This window comes from Syntrophomonas curvata (assembly GCF_052976825.1).
The window spans coordinates 1,820,858-1,837,704 of the sequence record NZ_CM129641.1 but is presented as its reverse complement, the minus strand read 5'-3'; the positions used below and the strand labels follow the sequence as shown (position 1 = coordinate 1,837,704).

Below are 16,847 nucleotides of genomic sequence, written 5' to 3'. Positions count from 1 at the left end.
TACGGGGGGAGATATAATGGCATATGGTGATTGGCTATTATTAAAGCGGGAAGACAATATCGCCACCATCACACTGAATCATCCGCAGACATTGAATCTGGTAAACTGGCAATTACTGGAGGAATTGGATGAAATCCAGGGAGTAATTGAAAAGGACGAATCAACACGGGCGGTTATAATTAATGCCAATGGCGACCATTTCTCTGCAGGCATCGACCTTAAGGTTCTACTGGATGTAAACTCCCAGTTTGTTATGAAAAACCTTACCTGGCTGCAGAAGGTCTATAGCCGCTGGCAGGAGTGGCCTGTTCCGGTTATCGCAGCGATACATGGTCTTTGCTATGGTTCGGCGGTTGAACTGATTCTGGGATGTGACATTCGCATTGCCGCCGAAGACTGCCGGTTAGCCATTCCGGAAGTACGTTTTGGCCTTTCCCCGGATATGGGCGGAACTACCCGTTTGACCAAATTAATAGGGGCAGGGCAGGCTAAAAGGTTGATTATGGGCTGTGAAGAAGTAGGTGCGCGGGAGGCTTGCCGGATTGGCCTGGTGGAAATAGTGGTTAAAAGAGAAGAACTGATGGAAAGAGCCCTTAAATTGGCCCGAAGAATGACGAATCTGCCTCCAGCGGCTATGGCTCTGGCTAAAAAAGGGATTAACCTGGCGGCCGATAGCAGTGTTGCTGCCGGCCTGCTGTTTGAACAGGCACAGTCCGCCTTCTGTTGCGGAACTGTGGATCAAAATGAAGCCATTGCCGCCTTCTTTGAGAAACGAAAACCGGAATTTAAGGGTTATTGATTTAAAAGCGAAAAGCGGGAATGCTTCCCGCTTTTCGCTTTTATTGCAGTCTATTTGGTTGACGACAGTTGCAGATTCGTTGATATCAGGCTCAGTTCTTCGGGCGGAAGTTTGGCGCTTATGGTCAGCAGGAACTTCTGATTGTTAAATTCAAGTTCATAAGAAATGGTGTTGGTTGCTGCCAGTGCGGCAGCATTACTTTGGGATTTTGCCTGTTCCCCGGTCTGGACGCCAAAGCCTCCCGCCGGTTGTTCTTCCATAGGCAGAGTGGCGCCTTTCCCTGATTCTAATCCGGATTTATCGGCGGCCGCGGGCGCTACCTCATCCCTTATATAGCCCCGGCTGTAGGTGGATGCGACCGGCTGCCGCAGCGGCAACTGGGCGATATTGATAATAAGCTGCTCTTCGTTCTTTGCGCTGCCGAAGGTATAGGTAGAGGAACCGGCAGCATCAATCCTGTTTAATAACACATAAGAAGCAGGGAGGTTGACCGGTTGTACTGGTATTACCTCTAGTGCTGCAGTTGTATCTGCCTTTATCAAGTTTAAATCCTGAGTTTGGCTATCTTCACTGTTGGAAACAGTAACTGAATGGGTTCCGTAATTACTATTGATTTTACCGGTAGGGGAGGAAGAAGATTCCTCTTGTTCATTTTTTAAGCTGGCATCGTTAGCTGCTTCTTTGCTTGCTTCTCCTGACCATCGTGCTCCTGCAGGCAACTTCAGATTTTCATTGCCTAATTTGCCTGAAATAATAGTCTCGTGGGTAGCTTGGGGAGGCGCCTGTTTCCGGTCAGCTATCTGCATAAAATCACTATTTTTAACCATGGCGGGGACATAAAGCACTAATAAAAGAATCGCTCCCATAGCTGCCAAGCCAATTAACCGCCGCGACCACCTGTTGCGGTTTGGGGAATGAGGATAAACCGTACCCGGATTAGCCTGAATAGCAGCACAGGCAATCTGGTTCATGACCCGATCTGTGAAATCATCGGGCAACCCAGGGATTTCCCACTGTTCATGCAAAATACTGCTTTCCAGCAGACTCTCATCCACGATTTTACTGCACACCGGGCATTCAACGAGATGCTCTTCGATTTGAGCTTGCTGTTCGGGGTTAAGAATATTGTCACAATAGTCATAAAGATATTTATCTACTTGCCGGCAGTTCATATTCCAACCCCCTTTCATTCCAGCGCTTTTCTACAATTTTACGCAAAGCCTTGCGTGCCCGGTGAACCTTGACTTCGATGTTTTCTTTGCTTACTCCCAGTACTTCGGCAATTTCCTGATTATTCAAATCCATCTGGTAGCGCAATATCACAACCGCCCGATAGCTTTCCGGCAGTTCATTGATAGCCTCAAAGATAAAGTGTTTCAACTCTTCTCTTTCGAACACCAGCTGGGGGTCACCTGTATGCGCCGTATAGTAATCCTCATAGGCTTTGCCATAGGCTTCGTCGAAATCAAGAGTCACTACTTTCTTCTTTTTGCGCAGGGCACTAATACTGGCGTTGGTAGCTATACGATAAATCCAGGGAGCAAATTTTTTGTTACTGTCAAACTGGTATAGTTTTTGATAAACATTAACAAACACGTCTTGCGTGATATCCTCTGCTTCCTGATACTGACCAATCATCCGGTATACTATACTAAAAACTGGCTTTTTATAACGATTAACCAATTCCTCAAAAGCTGATATATCCCCACCCAGACTTTGAAGGGCAAGCGATTCGTCGCTTATCAACTTTAATCAGCTCCCCACTGCTGTCACTATTAATTACGTAAACAGCTTAAATTACCTTTCACCTATCCCTTGATAGTATGATCCCCTCTTATGTCTACACATAATATAACAGATGAAAGGGATTTGTGGTAGCCGGTTGCAGTTTACCACGCTGTTCATAAGAAAAGGTATTCAGGTGAACATCCTGGCGATTTTTGAAAGCAGGCTTGATATTAAGATATCAAAAATGTATATAATAAGCTTAATCATTAGAGTATGGAAAGGAGAGACATCATGTCTGATCAATGCAAGACCTGTTCTTCCAGTGCAGGCTGTTCCATTGACCCCGCCGATTGCGGTACCGCGGCAGAAAAAAGCTTACTGGGATCGCTCAATGATATAAAGAATGTCATTGTAGTTATGAGCGGTAAAGGAGGGGTTGGGAAATCATCGGTTACCGGCCTGATTGCTTCCAGTCTGGCTAAACAGGGGAAAAAAGTAGGGGTACTGGATGCCGATATAACTGGTCCCAGCCAACCAAAAGCATTTGGCATAAAAGACTACCGATTGACCGGATCAGATTTTGGCATCATACCAGCTACCAGCAAGCTGGGCATAAAAATAATTTCTATTAATTTCTTTCTCCCCAATGAAGACGACCCGGTTATATGGAGGGGGCCTATGCTGGCAGGGGCCGTTAAACAATTCTGGGAAGAAGTAGACTGGCGTGACCTGGATTATCTGGTAGTCGACCTGCCTCCGGGAACCGGCGACGTACCTCTCACTGTGATGCAGACCCTCCCGGTAAATGGCATCGTAATTGTATCTTCACCGCAGGAACTGGCTTTTATGGTGGTTAAAAAGACCATAAAGATGACCCGGAAGATGAATATTCCAATTTTGGGCCTGGTAGAGAACATGAGCTGTGCCCTGTGTCCGCAATGCGGAGAAAAAGTCGAGTTGTTTGGTAAAAGTCAGGGCGAAAAGGTGTCTGCAGAAAGTGGTATAGAATTTTTGGGAGGCTTGCCCTGGGACATAGAACTCAACACGCTGGTTGATGAGGGTAAAATAGAAGAGTATGCTGCTCCTGCTATGGAACAAATAGTAAAAAAAATCACCGGGCAGCTTGATTAAATCCAAGCCAAGCGGGGATTGCCGGAAGGCAGTACGGGTTTAAATTAATCCCGTACCACAGTTTTTCCAATAGCTCCGTGTTTACCAACCGTCATATGCTGCCTTTAGTAAAATATAGAAAGCATTACAAAAAGGGCTGCGAAATAATAAAAATATTGTATATAATGTATATAGACTAAAAAACCATATTTGCGGGATGGTTTTCACGGCGGAGATTGGAGGTATGATAAGCAATGGCAACTAAACTATTCATGGAAATAAAGAATTTACTCGCTGATCTGGCTTCAACCTTGATTCTAGGAAAGAATAAAGATGCCGCAAATCTGGCCTTGATATTATCAGAAAAGAGCAAAGCGCTGGCAGAAGAACTGGCCAAGTAAAGCTGGAAAACACAAAAAGATGCACTGAGCGAATCTTAGTGCATCTTTTTTGTTCCGGCTTTGAGAGGCTCCGTTTGCGGCTGATATCCTGCGGCTATTATTGAAAAACCCTGGCTTCAACCTCATTAGGCTCCTGTCCCATATGATGCAGCCTGTTTATAGCAGGCCCTTCGATAATATCGCCCTCATAAGTGAAACGGGAACCGTGGCAGGGGCAGTCCCAGGATCTTTCCCCGTCATTCCACTGCAATTCGCAGCCCAAATGGGTGCATGTGGTGTCTATGATGTGCTGCTTATTCTGCTCATCACTGTAGACGCCTATCCTCTCTCCTGCTTCTCCTATAATCTGAGCTTCTCCGGCTTTGACTTTTATTTCCTCGGGCATGCTGAAGCCTTCAAGTTTACCGGCTGCGAAGCTTTTGGCCACACCAACATTCTGCCAGACAAAGGTTTTAAGACCGGAAAGGCTTAACCTGAACGGGTTATAGACCTGTGCCCAGGGGCTGTGGCCTTGGGTGATTAAATCCTTAAGTATCATAGCGGCCGCAGTCCCCCCGGAGATACCCCATTTACCGAATCCGGTTGCCAGATAGAGGTTAGGGCTGCGAGGGGTCAAGTTGCCTATATAAGGTACTCCGTCAATGGTCATGCAGTCTTGAGTGGACCAGCGATAAAGGATATCCTGCACTTCAAAGGTGCTTCTGCCGAAGTCAATCAGGTTCTGATAGTGTACATTGGTATCGTTTCCATAGCCGGTCTTGTGGTGCTCGCCGGCCAGCAGCACCATTTCACCGCCTTCATGGTTCTGGGAGCGCAGTGAACGGGCAGGTTCCTCAGCATTTATATACATGCCTTCCGGAAATTTTTCCTTGATTTTTACCGCCACAATATATGACTTTTCTTGATAAATACGGGAAAAATACAGACCTCCGCCGTCAAAGAAGGGATAGTGTGAAGCGATGATTATTTTTTCGGCCTTGACTTTATTACCGTTTCGGGTAATGACCAGAGGCGAACCGTTATCATCCGTATTTGCAGCCTCAGTCTGTTCGAATATATGGCTGCCTTGGCCGGGAATTCTCTCGGCCAAGGCCTTCAGGTACTTAAGGGGATGAAACTGGGCTTGATTATCAAAGCGCTCAGCCGCCCTGATTTGGAAGGGCAGGGGCGTTTTCTCCAGATAGGAGACTTTGATGCCCAAGGATGAGGCAGCTTCCACTTCATCCTGAATATCCTGCACGTACCTTTCCGACTGGGTATAGACATAAGCCGGACGCCAGCCGAAATCACAGTCAATATTAGCTTCTTTTACGGTATCGGCAATCAATTGGATAGCCTTTTGGTTTGATTCAGCATACTGCCCAGACAGCTCCTCGCCCAGTTGTTTTTTCAAGCGGGCGTAGATTAAACCATGCTGGGAAGTAATCTTAGCCGTACTGTGACCGGTCGTACCTTGCAATATCCTGTCGGCTTCGATAACCGCCACTTTTACCCCTTGGTTTTTCAATAGATAGGCTGAGGTTATGCCTACAATACCGCCCCCGATTATTGCTACATCTGTCTCCACGTCTTCTTTCAGCTCAGGAAAATTGGTCTGAGCTGTAGATTCGATCCAGTAAGGACTGGGCGCTTCTTTAAATTCCTGCTTATTGTTCAAACATCCACCTGCTTTCGCTTTAAACCTTTACAGCTTTATTATGTGCAGTCCCAGCGCCGACTATATTCCCATTTATAGCCAGATGAACCCGAATCTGTGCTTTGTTCCGGCTTTTGCATGTCAATCAGCCGTGCAGCGTTATCTGCAAGAGTTGTGACTTCTGTTTTTATATTGACAGTAAAACAGGCCCCGCTATAATTAACAGTAGACAAGTAAACTACTAAATTAGTAAAGACGGAGGATCAATTATGAAAATACCAACCGCGTTAAAGCATAAGCCGGTTATAGTATCTGAAAATTATGAGAATGTTGACGGCAGGTATGCCTATAATACCGACGCCAAGGGTCTTTCATTAGGGTTGGCGCAGTGGAATGACCGGGGCAAGGTCGATATATCCGCCAAAGTTTGGAGATATACCGGTGAAAAATGGTCGCGGCAGTCTGAAGAACTGCCATTGCACCGCGTACTCGATCTGGCTATCCTGGTTTGCAGGGCGAAACTGCATTTTCAAGAAGCTTACCGTTATGAAAATTTATATGATGAGGAAAAGCCGGTTATAGACCGGGTAGGTTTACAGGGGGACGCCATGACCGTAGCCGTATGTACCGACAATGAGAAAATCAACGAGGATATACAGTTATTCCGTCAGGCGCTCAGTAATGATGATGAACTGATAGGGGAGCGTCTGCGTACTTTAGCCAGGATTTTAAGAGAGATGGGGTATTAATGTATTATGGATGCAAGTCGAAAAAAAGAACTGATAGCACAGTATAAACTGACCAAAAAACCGATGGGATTATTTATTATCCGCTGCAAAGTAAACGGCAAGTGCTATATTGAAGGAACCCAGGATCTAAGAGGCAGGATTAATGGTACTAAAGCCAGGCTGGCAGGTGGTTTCCACCCTAATCGCGAGTTGCAGAAGGAATGGCAGGATTTTGGCTCTGAGAATTTCACCCTCGAAATTCTGGATTATCTTGAATATGACAAGGATGAAACTAAGACCGACTATAAAGATGATCTGGATTTATTAAAAATGATTTGGGAAGAAAGGCTGTCCAAGGAAGATATGCGGTTTTACAAAAAACGATTATGATGGTCAATACAGGATCACCCGGCGCCGGACTCAAGCCCCGGCTTAATTTATTAGCTGTCAGTTGATTTTAAATAAAAATGAAGGCATTATAAGATAGAACGGCGAAGTAATAAACGGCCAATTCTAAAGTTGTGATAATTTCGGTTTGTGATTCCAGTAATTTTTACCGTATTATATTTGAAGCAGGAGACAGCATATGCAAACTAAGAAAGTATTCTGGGGAGAACTGGCTCTTATAGCGGGTATAACCATAGTGAGCATGGGTATTACTCTGATGATTAAAAGCGATTTTGGCATAACTCCAGTCGCCTCATTACCCTTTGTTTTGAGCAAGATTATTACCTTGCTTTCTTTCGGTACGTGGAATTATTTATTGCAGATAGTAGCGATAATATTGCTGGTGGTCTTAACCAGAAATATCAAAACAGGCTATTATGTATCTGTATTCATTGTAATAGGCTTCGGCTATATGCTGGATCTTTTTGAATACCTGTCGGGATATCTTCCCGTTACTTTGCCATTGCAGGTAGTCTATTATATTCTGGGATTTCTAGGCATAGCCTTTGGCGTAGGCATGCTGATCAAAAGCTGCATGCCGATTTTGCCCTTTGAAGCGTTTGTCCGGGATGTTTCCAGCCACTTTGACCTTTCCGTAAAATTAGTGAAAACCAGTTTTGATTTATTCTGCGTCATCATGGCGATAATATTGGGAATGACATTTCTAGGCAATATAGAAGGCATTGGACTTGGTACGTTAATATGTGCCTTATTAACTGGAAAATTCGTTGCTCTGTTTGGTCAGCGCCTGGACAGCAGGTATTGCTTCCGACCGGCAATAAAGCTGTCGGGACATTCGTAAAATCATTACGGCTTCCGCGGAAGCTTAATCCCGGAGTAGATTCAGCTTGAGAGCTTTGGCAAGCCGGCCAGCAGTACGGCATATAACCAATCTTCGGCACAATCCGGATTCCGTCTGCTGGAATCAAGGTACCGCTGGACCTTCCTGTAGAATTTACCGATTAAGAACTTAAAACTATGTGTATTATATGAAAGCACGCAGAGGCTAAACATGTTTCCCTAACCGGGACCAGTTGCGTGCCGCCGCAAAGAAAGGGAGATGAGGCTATGGCTGCAAATATATTGGTGGTTGATGACGAGCAGGCCATTGCGGATCTGGTAGACCTCTACCTGAAAAATGAAGATTATAACGTTTTCAAATTTTATAATGGTCAGGACGCTCTAAACTGTATCGAAAAAGAAAAAATAGATCTGGCTATTTTAGATGTAATGCTTCCCGATGGAGACGGTTTTTCCATCTGCCAGCGCATCCGCGAAAAGCATACCTTCCCGGTTATTATGCTGACCGCCAAGGAGGAAGAGATCGATAAGATCACCGGGCTTACGTTAGGCGCGGATGACTATGTCACCAAGCCTTTCCGTCCATTGGAGCTGGTTGCCCGGGTAAAGGCGCAGCTGCGGAGGTTTACCCGGTACAACTCTGCGGAGCCGCCCCAGGAAGAACGGCTGATTGCGTTTTCCGGTCTGATCCTGGACCGGGACAGTCATGAATGTATGCTCAACGAAAAACCCTTATCCCTTACCCCCACGGAATTTTCTCTTCTCTGGGTGCTGGCTTCCAACCGGGGGCGGGTAGTCAGTTCCGAGGAGTTATTCCGCGAAGTTTGGGGCGATAAATACTTTAGCAACAGCAATAATACGGTAATGGTCCATATCCGGCATTTGCGGGAAAAGATGCACGATTCCGCCGAACATCCCAAATATATCAAAACCGTATGGGGAGTTGGCTATAAAATTGAAAAAAACTGATAAAAAATTCGGAAGAAAATTGACTGCGAGTATTCTGGCACAGTTTGTTATAACGGTTCTGATATTTACCGCCGCCTTAACTGTAGCGGTATTGATGGCGTTTACCATTGGTCACAGCATTGTATGGTATGAAGGACCGGTGTACTGGTTTGCCAAAACGATTGCTGAATGGTTGTATGTTATTGTTCCCCTTGTCTGGATTGCGGGGGTTATATTTATTCTGTATCATTACTGGAGCAAAACCATCGGTTATATTGAAAAAGTAGTGGAGGAAAGCGGAACTCTTACGCGGCCGGGTGAAGATCTCATCCAGCTTCCCGCCGCTTTAAAGGAAGTCGAGGACAGGATGAACCAGATAAAATACGATATTTTGCGCAGTGAGCGGGTGGCCGAAGCGGCGGAACAAAGGAAGAACGATCTGATCGTGTATCTTGCCCATGATCTGAAAACGCCGCTGACCTCCGTTATCGGTTACCTGAGCCTATTGGATGAGGCGCCGGACATGCCCCCGGAGCAGAAAGCAAAATACATCGGGATAACTCTGGAAAAGGCTTACCGGTTAGAGCAGCTTATCAATGAATTTTTTGAAATCACCAGATTTAATCTTCAGACCATCGTTTTGAATAAGGAAAAAATTAATTTACCGTATATGCTCCGGCAGATGGCCGATGAATTCTATCCCATGCTAACACCGCAAGGGAAACGGGTGGTTGTCAATGCCCCGTATGGCCTCACTTTATGGGGGGATGCAGACAAGCTGGCCCGTGTGTTTAATAACATACTTAAGAATGCGATAGCCTACAGCTATGACGACAGCGTCATTGACATTTCCGCAAACCAGCAGGAAGAAAATGTGGCCATCACTTTTACTAATCAGGGCAACCCCATTCCTCCTCAAAAGCTGGACACCATCTTTGACAAGTTCTATCGCCTGGACATTTCCCGCTCCAGTAAAACCGGCGGGGTGGGACTGGGACTGGCGATAGCCAAAGAAATTGTCACCGCCCACAATGGCAGCATTTCAGTTCACAGTGACAATGCTCAGACTGTTTTTACGGTCATCCTGCCGCCATCACCATAAGGAAATCTTAAGTTTTTGATAAACGGGAATTAAAACACCACCCCTGCTTTTGTGGTTTATTAAAGCATAAAAGGAGGAGGATCTTATGCGCTCGAAAAGGAAGCCCAGATACGGAAGAATCTGTATCCTGGTTCTGTCAATAGCGCTGCTGGCAACCGGTGCCTGCAGAACTATTGGTCATCTGCAAACTCTTATTATGGGCAGACCGTCCGTTGGCATCACCCCGTTATCGGGTTTGGAGTCCTTGCCGCCGGATATCGAGGAACCAATTTGCCTGGATGTCTCAAGTGGAGAGCTTTATAGTCCGTATGTTATATTGATTCGTCTGCAGGATCAAAGAATTGCTTTTGAAACCCGGAGCGAGGAAAGAATCTATCCGGCTTCACTTACCAAAATCATGGCGGCAATAGTAGCAATTGAAAATATTTCTGACCTGCAAAAGCCGGTTGTTATGCCGGAAAAGATATTTCCGGACTTATATGCCGTCGGCGCTTCAATGGCCGGATTTTTACCTGGTGAAGAAGTTCCTGCCATTGATCTGCTGTATGGAGCGATTTTGCCTTCCGGAGCTGATGCTGCCATCGGACTTGCCCTTGGCATCTCGGATTCGGAAAGTGATTTTGTGAAGCTGATGAACGAAAAGGCAAAGCAGCTGGGCATGAAAGATACTCATTTTACCAATGTATGCGGACTCCACGATACCGATCATTATAGCACAGTAAAAGATATGGCCGCGTTGCTTCAGTATGCTTTGAAAAATGATACTTTCCGCCAGGTTTTCACTTCTGTGCGCCATTCCACTGCCCCTACCAACCTGCACCCCGATGGAATCACTTTTTATAGCACTATGGTCAGAGAAATGGATTCCCTGGAATTTGACGGAGGAACGATCCTCGGAGGCAAAACCGGCTATACCGGCGAATCCGGGCTGTGCCTGGCCAGCCTGGCTGATAAAAACGGAACCGAATACATCCTGGTTACCGCCGGAGCCGCCGGCAATCACAAGACGAAACCGTATCATATTATTGATGCATTGAGGATTTATGGCAAGTATTTAAAGAAATAAGACATCCTTAATGAAACCTTAAGATATTAATAAGCAGGTATTAAAACCAGGCCTATCCTGTTTCGGTAGAATGAAAAAGCCGGAATCGGATAGGCTTTAATATTTTCAGAAAAGAGGTTGCGGGCATGGAAAACAAAAAAGTGGCGGTTCTGTTTGGCGGCTGTTCCAGCGAGTATAATATTTCTCTTCAATCCGCCTATTCTGTTATCACCCATCTGAATACGGAACTCTACGACATTATTCCAGTCGGAATCACCCGGCAGGGGAACTGGCTGAGATATTATGGCTCCCCGGAGAAAATTCCGGACAATACCTGGACGGATAGCGGCGAGTGTATTGCGGCTGTCATTTCACCCGACCGCAGTACTCATGGGCTGCTGGAGTTTCATGATGACAAGGTTATTACCACCAGAATTGATGTGGCATTCCCCGTCCTGCATGGAAAAAACGGCGAGGACGGAACCCTGCAGGGCTTGTTGACCATGGCCGGCATCCCTTTTGTGGGATGCGGCGCCTTAAGCTCGGCCATGTGCATGGACAAGGATATCGCCCATAAAATGGCGGGACTGGCCGGAATAAAAACACCGGCGTCTATCGTTTTGGATCAAAAAACGGCGGAGGAAGAACTGCTGCCCCTTACCGGCGGGCTTAACTGTCCGTTATTTGTAAAGCCGGTCAATGCCGGTTCTTCTTTGGGCATTACCAAGGTAATGAGTAAAAAGGAACTGCCGGATGCGGTCAGGACTGCTTTGGACCATGACCGCAGAGTCATTGTTGAGGAAGCCGTTGAGGGGTTTGAGGTCGGGTGTGCAATTTTAGGCAACGAAAGCCTGACCATCGGGGAGGTCGATGAGATTGAACTAAACCGGGGCTTCTTCGATTATACCGAAAAATATACCCTGAAAACCTCTGCCATTCATATGCCGGCCCGTATTGACCGGGATACCGCCCAACGCATAAAGCAAACCGCGGCGGTGATCTACAAAGCCCTGCACTGTTCCGGCTGCGCCCGGGTTGATATGTTTCTGACCCCGGAGCAGGAAATCATTTTCAATGAGGTCAACACCATCCCCGGTTTTACTTCCCATAGCCGCTACCCCAGTATGCTGAAGGGCATCGGGCTTACCTTCGAACAGATTGTGGACAGGTTAATAAGGCTGGCGATGGAACCATGAAAACACTGACGTTGGATGCGAAAGACATCGGCAAAGGCAATCTGATCCTTGTGAACCCCTCCCATCCCGTCCGGAATGCGCCTGGGAAGGAGACGCTGGTACCTGTCCATTCCGGTTATCGGGATGTTTTACTGGAACAACAGACGGCCAAGATGCTGGCAGAGGTGTTCAGTTTATTGGACTGTTATCATCAAATTATTCCGGTCAGCGGGTATCGCACCCTGCAGGAGCAAGAAAGCATATATGCCGACTCCATAAGGGCAAACGGTGAAGATTTCACCCTGCAGTTCGTTGCCGCTCCTGATTGCAGCGAACACCAGACCGGACTGGCCGTTGACCTGGCGGAAAACAAGCCGGATATCGACTTTATTCGTCCGCACTTTCCCTATACCGGCATTTGCCAGACCTTCAGAGAAAAGGCAATCCGGTACGGCTTTATTGAGCGCTATAAATCCGGTCGGGAGGCCATCACCAAAATCGCGCATGAGCCCTGGCATTTCCGCTATATCGGTTATCCCCATTCCGAACTGGTCGAAAAAGTTGATTTAACCCTGGAGGAATACATTGCCTGGCTAAAACAATTTCCCTATGCGGGGCCGCACCTTCAAGGACGGTTTCGCGGCCGGGATATCGAAATCTTCTATGTTCCGGCAACGCATTCCGGGCCTGCCGCGATTGCGATCCCTGATCAGGCCCCCTATCAGGTATCCGGCAATAACGAGGACGGTTTTATTGTCACCCTATGGAGGAAGCTATGAAGCCAAAGGCAAGAAATGCCGGTATCGATTATTTTCGCTTAATCGCCGCCTTCCTGGTGGTAGCGGTTCATACCTCGCCGCTGACCTCCGTCGATGGAACGGCAGATTTCGTTCTTACCCGGATTGTCGCCCGGGTTGCGGTGCCATTCTTTTTTATGGTCTCGGGTTTTTTCCTTTTGCCCGGATATATGAATGGACAGGATACGGGGCCGGGCAAATTATATAAATTTTTGCAAAAGACCGCTATGCTCTACGGAATCACGATTTTACTATATCTGCCCATCAATTTGTACGCCGGATATTTTCAGACGCAATTGCTGCTGCCCAATCTGATAAAGGATATTGTCTTTGACGGCACCTTTTATCACCTGTGGTATTTCCCTGCGGCGATAACGGGAGCAACGCTTGTCTGTTTGCTGCTTAAAAAGTTTAGATACGAGCATGTATTTCAGATTACTTTGCTTCTCTATTTAATCGGATTATTTGGCGACAGCTACTATGGGATTACAGAACAAATATACTTCCTTAAATCCTTCTACGACGTAATTTTCCTGTTCTGCGACTACACCCGCAACGGCCTGTTCTTTGCCCCCGTTTTCTTTATGCTGGGCGGGATAATCGCGGGGCAAAGTCGTCCTTATCCGGCTAAGGAATGCTGGCTGGGCTTATCGGTATCATTGGCCTTGATGCTGGCCGAAGGTTTATGCCTGCATGGCTTTGACCTGCAGCGCCATGACAGCATGTATTTTATGCTTTTGCCCTGTATGTTCTTTCTCTTTCAGAGCCTGCTTTTGTGGAAGAGTCAGGGCAATAAGAGCCTGCGGGATATTTCGGTGATTATCTATCTGATTCACCCGTTCATGATTGTGCTGGTTCGCGGTTTGGCGAAAGCAATACAATTACAGGAAATTATGGTGGGCAACAGTGTGGTTCATTATCTGGCGGTGGCAGTTTGCTCCGCTATAGCCGCTATTGTAATTACCGTGGCTTTAGAAAGAAAGGGGCAAGGGGAATGGCTCTGAATCAGACCCGGAGGGAAAGAGCATGGGCCGAAATTAATTTAACCAACTTAAGGCATAATGTGAGAGCCTTGGGCGAGATACTTCCGGCCGGGTGTGAACTGATGGCGGTTGTGAAGGCCGATGCCTATGGACATGGTGATGTGGAGGTAGCAGCCAGCCTGAATCAAATCGGGGTCAGCTCCTTCGCGGTTGCCACTATAGACGAAGGTATCCGCTTGCGCACCCATGGAATAAAAGGCGACATACTGATTTTAGGTTATACCCTGCCGGAGAGAGCCGCGGAACTGGTCCGTCATCATTTGACCCAGACGCTAATCGATTATGACCATGCCCGACAACTCAATGCCTTCGGAAAACCAATACCGGTTCACATCAAAATCGATACCGGCATGCATCGCCTGGGTGAAAGCTGCAACAAGACGGCCGAGATTGATAAAATCCTGCGATCACCCAATTTAGAGGTCCGCGGTATTTTTACCCATCTATGTGCGGCAGACAGCGCCCAAACGGATGATATCGAATTCACTAAAAAACAAATCCATAAATTTTACGCACTCCTGGATCAGCTCCGGCAGCTTGGACATACTTTGCCCAAAGTCCATATCCAAAGCAGCTATGGGGTTTTAAACTATCCCGAACTGCAATGTGATTATGCCAGGATTGGAATTGCACTGTATGGCGCCTTAAGCTCGCCGGATGATAGAACCAAACTACAGCTGGATTTACGCCCGGTTTTGGCTTTGAAAGCGAAGGTGACGCTCATCAGGACAATTACCGCCGGAGAAAGTGTCGGTTATGGCCGTCGGTTTACAGCACTAAGGGATACGCGCGTTGCCGCAATCTCCATCGGCTATGCGGATGGACTGCCCCGAAACCTCTCCTGTGAAAAGGCCTGCGTCCTGATCCGCGGTTGCCGGGCGCCAATCATTGGCCGGATTTGCATGGATCAGCTTACGGTTGATATCACCGATATCCCGATGGCGGAACGGGGTGACATTGCCACCTTGATTGGTAAAGATGGCTGCGAGATAATTACCGCAGAACAGGCAGCGGCAAACGCCGGAACCATTGCCAATGAACTGCTGAGCCGGTTAGGCGACCGCTTAGAAAGAATAATTCTCTAAACCTGTTGACAAAAGAGTATAGCATATATACACTAATTATATGCTGATTAAAGATGGTGAAAATAAAAACAGAATAAGCTATACGCTTTTGCGGGTAGTATGGAAGCTTTTCGAGGTTGACAAGAAGACCCGCAATTATGGTACTGACGAACAGCTGTTTGAAGCGGAGATTCACATGATTAAATCCATTAAGGAGAATGAGGGCGTTCATGTAACCGGCCTCGCCGAATTACTTGAGGTGACGAAGGGGGCGGTTTCCCAGATCGTAATGAGGCTTGAGAAAAAAGGAATGGTTATAAAGGACAAAGATGACAACAACCAATCAAGGCTTGTTTTGAGATTAACCCCTAAGGGCGAAACAGCTTACGTTAATCACGAAAAGCTTCATCAGGAATTCGACGACCTTGTCAGCGCAATCTTAAAGGAGGCGTCTCGGGAAAACATAGCGTTCCTTACCGATTTTTTAGACTTGCTTGAAGATAAGATTGATGATTATAAAAAAGGTTAAGGGGAATGTATTTTTTTGCCCAGAGTGTATAGATGCTAAACACTACGCCGCTTCTATGCTTGACCGATATTTTTTTTACGATAAGAGTATAGCATCTATACATAACGATAATTTCCCTACAAGGGGGCAATGGAATGAATAATGATGGGAAAATAAAAATGATGGGAGATGAAAAAATCCCCAAGGTGCTGCTGAATTTAGGATTGCCCACTATGATAGGCATGATGGTCAGCGCCTTCTATAATATAGTTGATGCGTATTTTGTCGGGGGGCTTGGAACCAGTCAAATGGGTGCGGTATCCGTTACCTTCCCGATAGGTCAGATTATTGTCGGATTGGGCATGACTTTTGGAAGCGGGGCAGCTTCCTACATATCCCGCCTTTTGGGAGAAGGAGACGAAAAACAGGCTGATAAGACTGCTTCAACAGCACTGTTTAGCAGTTTGTTGGCAGGAGTAATTACAATCATTACGGTAGTGTGCTTCCTTGACAGCATATTGCTTTATCTCGGCGCCACCGAAACAATACTTCCCTATGCCAGAGCGTATGCGATGATCTACATTGCCGGCTCCATCTTGACTGTCTTCAATGTCGCAATGAACAACATTATAACCTCCGAGGGCGCGGCCAAGTTTACCATGGTTTCAATGCTGATCGGCGGAGGCCTGAACGTAATTTTGGCTCCAGCTTTCATTTATGCTCTGGGGTGGGGAATACGGGGCGCCGCTGTTGCTACGGTTGTAGCCCAAGCTTCTACCTCGCTTTTCTATGCATGGTATATTTCAGCCGGGAAGGGATATTTAAGGTTTTCTCTCCGCGATTTTTCCGTTGACAAAACGATCTATTCACAAATATTCAAAGTGGGGATTCCGATTCTCGCTTTTCAACTATTGGCTAGCGCCTCAATAGGATTGACCAATACGGCAGCCAGCAACTATGGCGATCCGGCTGTAGCAGCCATGGGAATCGTAATCCGCATATCGGCTCTGGGGACATTTGTTGTGTTCGGCTATATGAAAGGATTCCAGCCAGTCGCCGGATATAATTATGGAGCGAAAAACTACGACAGATTAAATGAAGCAACCCGGGTTTCTCTCAAATGGGCAACGTGGTTTTGCGGCGTCATGGCACTGGTGATGATTATGTTTCCCGGCGCCATTGTTTCACTGTTCAGCAAAAATGATGCTATGGTGATTGACGTTGGCAGCAGGGCTTTGAGAGCCAACGGAATAATGTTTGTTTCCTTTGGCTTTCAGATGGTGTACGGAACACTTTTTTTAGCCCTCGGCAAAGCAAAAGAAGGAGGAATACTCAGTATAAGCCGGCAGGGAATATTCTTTATTCCGGCTATTCTTATTCTTCCCCACATAGTCGGCCTGAATGGGGTTGTCTACTCCCAAGCGATTGCCGATCTGCTTACGGTTATCCTTACGGCAGTATTGGCCGTAAAGCTTAAGAAAGAACTTATAGGCGCTGCAGGGCTGACAGCATGAG

16 protein-coding genes and 1 pseudogene are annotated in these 16,847 nt (G+C 46.7%); 14 read left to right on the top strand and 3 right to left on the bottom strand.

Annotation, left to right across the window (positions count from 1 at the left end; translation table 11 throughout):
- Positions 1 to 16 precede the first annotated feature (16 nt).
- Positions 17 to 799: an enoyl-CoA hydratase/isomerase family protein gene (locus tag ACU70B_RS08145; protein WP_447183072.1), complete on the top strand. Its 783-nt coding sequence runs from the start codon at positions 17 to 19 to the stop codon at positions 797 to 799.
- A 50-nt stretch (positions 800 to 849) separates the two neighbouring features.
- Here ACU70B_RS08145 and ACU70B_RS08140 read toward each other — a convergent pair whose 3' ends face one another.
- Both ACU70B_RS08140 and ACU70B_RS08135 read right to left on the bottom strand, forming a co-directional pair.
- Positions 850 to 1,971: an anti-sigma factor family protein gene (locus tag ACU70B_RS08140; RefSeq protein ID WP_447183071.1), complete on the bottom strand. Its 1,122-nt coding sequence runs from the start codon at positions 1,969 to 1,971 to the stop codon at positions 850 to 852.
- Positions 1,949 to 2,545, bottom strand: coding sequence for an RNA polymerase sigma factor (locus ACU70B_RS08135; RefSeq protein ID WP_447183070.1), 597 nt, complete (start codon positions 2,543 to 2,545; stop codon positions 1,949 to 1,951). Before ACU70B_RS08135 ends, ACU70B_RS08140 begins: the two co-directional genes overlap by 23 nt.
- A 273-nt stretch (positions 2,546 to 2,818) precedes the next feature.
- Here ACU70B_RS08135 and ACU70B_RS08130 point away from each other — a divergent pair, with 273 nt between their 5' ends.
- Both ACU70B_RS08130 and ACU70B_RS08125 read left to right on the top strand, forming a co-directional pair.
- Positions 2,819 to 3,658, top strand: coding sequence for an Mrp/NBP35 family ATP-binding protein (locus tag ACU70B_RS08130; RefSeq protein WP_447183069.1), 840 nt, complete (start codon positions 2,819 to 2,821; stop codon positions 3,656 to 3,658).
- A 233-nt stretch (positions 3,659 to 3,891) separates the two neighbouring features.
- Entirely contained in the window at positions 3,892 to 4,038 is a 147-nt protein-coding gene (locus ACU70B_RS08125) for a hypothetical protein (RefSeq protein ID WP_447183068.1), read from the top strand.
- Positions 4,039 to 4,135: 97 nt separating this feature from the next.
- On the opposite strand, the gene ACU70B_RS08120 is transcribed toward ACU70B_RS08125, so the two are convergent.
- A complete protein-coding gene (locus ACU70B_RS08120) occupies positions 4,136 to 5,695 on the bottom strand; it encodes an FAD-dependent oxidoreductase (RefSeq protein ID WP_447183067.1) in 1,560 nt (519 codons plus the stop codon).
- 248 nt (positions 5,696 to 5,943) lie between these two features.
- Between ACU70B_RS08120 and ACU70B_RS08115 the strand changes: the two genes are divergently transcribed.
- From ACU70B_RS08115 to ACU70B_RS08065, 11 genes and pseudogenes are all read left to right on the top strand, one after another.
- Entirely contained in the window at positions 5,944 to 6,423 is a 480-nt protein-coding gene (locus ACU70B_RS08115) for a DUF6530 family protein (protein ID WP_447183066.1), read from the top strand.
- 6 nt (positions 6,424 to 6,429) lie between these two features.
- Entirely contained in the window at positions 6,430 to 6,792 is a 363-nt protein-coding gene (locus ACU70B_RS08110) for a GIY-YIG nuclease family protein (RefSeq protein ID WP_447183065.1), read from the top strand.
- 196 nt (positions 6,793 to 6,988) lie between these two features.
- Positions 6,989 to 7,651 carry a DUF6198 family protein gene (locus tag ACU70B_RS08105; protein ID WP_447183064.1) on the top strand — a complete coding sequence of 221 codons (663 nt, stop codon included), beginning with the start codon at positions 6,989 to 6,991 and terminating at the stop codon, positions 7,649 to 7,651.
- A gap of 266 nt (positions 7,652 to 7,917) precedes the next feature.
- Complete coding sequence (vanR, locus tag ACU70B_RS08100; RefSeq protein WP_447183063.1) at positions 7,918 to 8,619, top strand: VanR-ABDEGLN family response regulator transcription factor; 702 nt, start codon at positions 7,918 to 7,920, stop codon at positions 8,617 to 8,619.
- On the top strand, positions 8,594 to 9,700 hold the full coding sequence (locus tag ACU70B_RS08095; protein WP_447183062.1) for a sensor histidine kinase: 1,107 nt from the start codon (positions 8,594 to 8,596) through the stop codon (positions 9,698 to 9,700). The genes vanR and ACU70B_RS08095 overlap by 26 nt, the downstream gene beginning before the upstream one ends.
- An 85-nt stretch (positions 9,701 to 9,785) precedes the next feature.
- Complete coding sequence (locus ACU70B_RS08090) at positions 9,786 to 10,766, top strand: D-alanyl-D-alanine carboxypeptidase family protein (RefSeq protein WP_447183061.1); 981 nt, start codon at positions 9,786 to 9,788, stop codon at positions 10,764 to 10,766.
- Between the two features lie 125 nt (positions 10,767 to 10,891).
- Positions 10,892 to 11,941 (top strand): D-alanine--D-serine ligase VanG, encoded by a 1,050-nt coding sequence (vanG, locus tag ACU70B_RS08085; RefSeq protein WP_447183060.1) that lies wholly within the window; start codon positions 10,892 to 10,894, stop codon positions 11,939 to 11,941.
- The gene (locus ACU70B_RS08080; RefSeq protein ID WP_447183059.1) at positions 11,938 to 12,699 is read left to right on the top strand and encodes a D-alanyl-D-alanine carboxypeptidase family protein; all 762 of its coding nucleotides are present in this window, start codon (positions 11,938 to 11,940) and stop codon (positions 12,697 to 12,699) included. Before vanG ends, ACU70B_RS08080 begins: the two co-directional genes overlap by 4 nt.
- Positions 12,696 to 14,845: pseudogene (vanT, locus tag ACU70B_RS08075) on the top strand (serine racemase VanT catalytic subunit). Before ACU70B_RS08080 ends, vanT begins: the two are co-directional and overlap by 4 nt.
- 40 nt (positions 14,846 to 14,885) lie before the next feature.
- Complete coding sequence (locus tag ACU70B_RS08070; RefSeq protein WP_447183058.1) at positions 14,886 to 15,353, top strand: MarR family winged helix-turn-helix transcriptional regulator; 468 nt, start codon at positions 14,886 to 14,888, stop codon at positions 15,351 to 15,353.
- 134 nt (positions 15,354 to 15,487) lie between these two features.
- The gene (locus tag ACU70B_RS08065) at positions 15,488 to 16,846 is read left to right on the top strand and encodes an MATE family efflux transporter (protein WP_447183057.1); all 1,359 of its coding nucleotides are present in this window, start codon (positions 15,488 to 15,490) and stop codon (positions 16,844 to 16,846) included.
- Position 16,847 lies beyond the last annotated feature (1 nt).

Bases quoted from the DNA above. Each gene is read 5' to 3' on its own strand.
- ACU70B_RS08125 (WP_447183068.1), top strand. From the start codon at position 3,892: ATGGCAACTAAACTATTCATGGAAATAAAGAATTTACTCGCTGATCTG.
- ACU70B_RS08110 (WP_447183065.1), top strand. From the start codon at position 6,430: ATGGATGCAAGTCGAAAAAAAGAACTGATAGCACAGTATAAACTGACC.
- ACU70B_RS08105 (WP_447183064.1), top strand. From the start codon at position 6,989: ATGCAAACTAAGAAAGTATTCTGGGGAGAACTGGCTCTTATAGCGGGT.
- ACU70B_RS08145 (WP_447183072.1), top strand. From the start codon at position 17: ATGGCATATGGTGATTGGCTATTATTAAAGCGGGAAGACAATATCGCC.
- ACU70B_RS08115 (WP_447183066.1), top strand. From the start codon at position 5,944: ATGAAAATACCAACCGCGTTAAAGCATAAGCCGGTTATAGTATCTGAA.
- ACU70B_RS08065 (WP_447183057.1), top strand. From the start codon at position 15,488: ATGAATAATGATGGGAAAATAAAAATGATGGGAGATGAAAAAATCCCC.
- vanG (WP_447183060.1), top strand. From the start codon at position 10,892: ATGGAAAACAAAAAAGTGGCGGTTCTGTTTGGCGGCTGTTCCAGCGAG.
- ACU70B_RS08130 (WP_447183069.1), top strand. From the start codon at position 2,819: ATGTCTGATCAATGCAAGACCTGTTCTTCCAGTGCAGGCTGTTCCATT.
- ACU70B_RS08090 (WP_447183061.1), top strand. From the start codon at position 9,786: ATGCGCTCGAAAAGGAAGCCCAGATACGGAAGAATCTGTATCCTGGTT.
- ACU70B_RS08140 (WP_447183071.1), bottom strand. From the start codon at position 1,971: ATGAACTGCCGGCAAGTAGATAAATATCTTTATGACTATTGTGACAAT.
- ACU70B_RS08070 (WP_447183058.1), top strand. From the start codon at position 14,886: ATGCTGATTAAAGATGGTGAAAATAAAAACAGAATAAGCTATACGCTT.
- ACU70B_RS08080 (WP_447183059.1), top strand. From the start codon at position 11,938: ATGAAAACACTGACGTTGGATGCGAAAGACATCGGCAAAGGCAATCTG.
- vanR (WP_447183063.1), top strand. From the start codon at position 7,918: ATGGCTGCAAATATATTGGTGGTTGATGACGAGCAGGCCATTGCGGAT.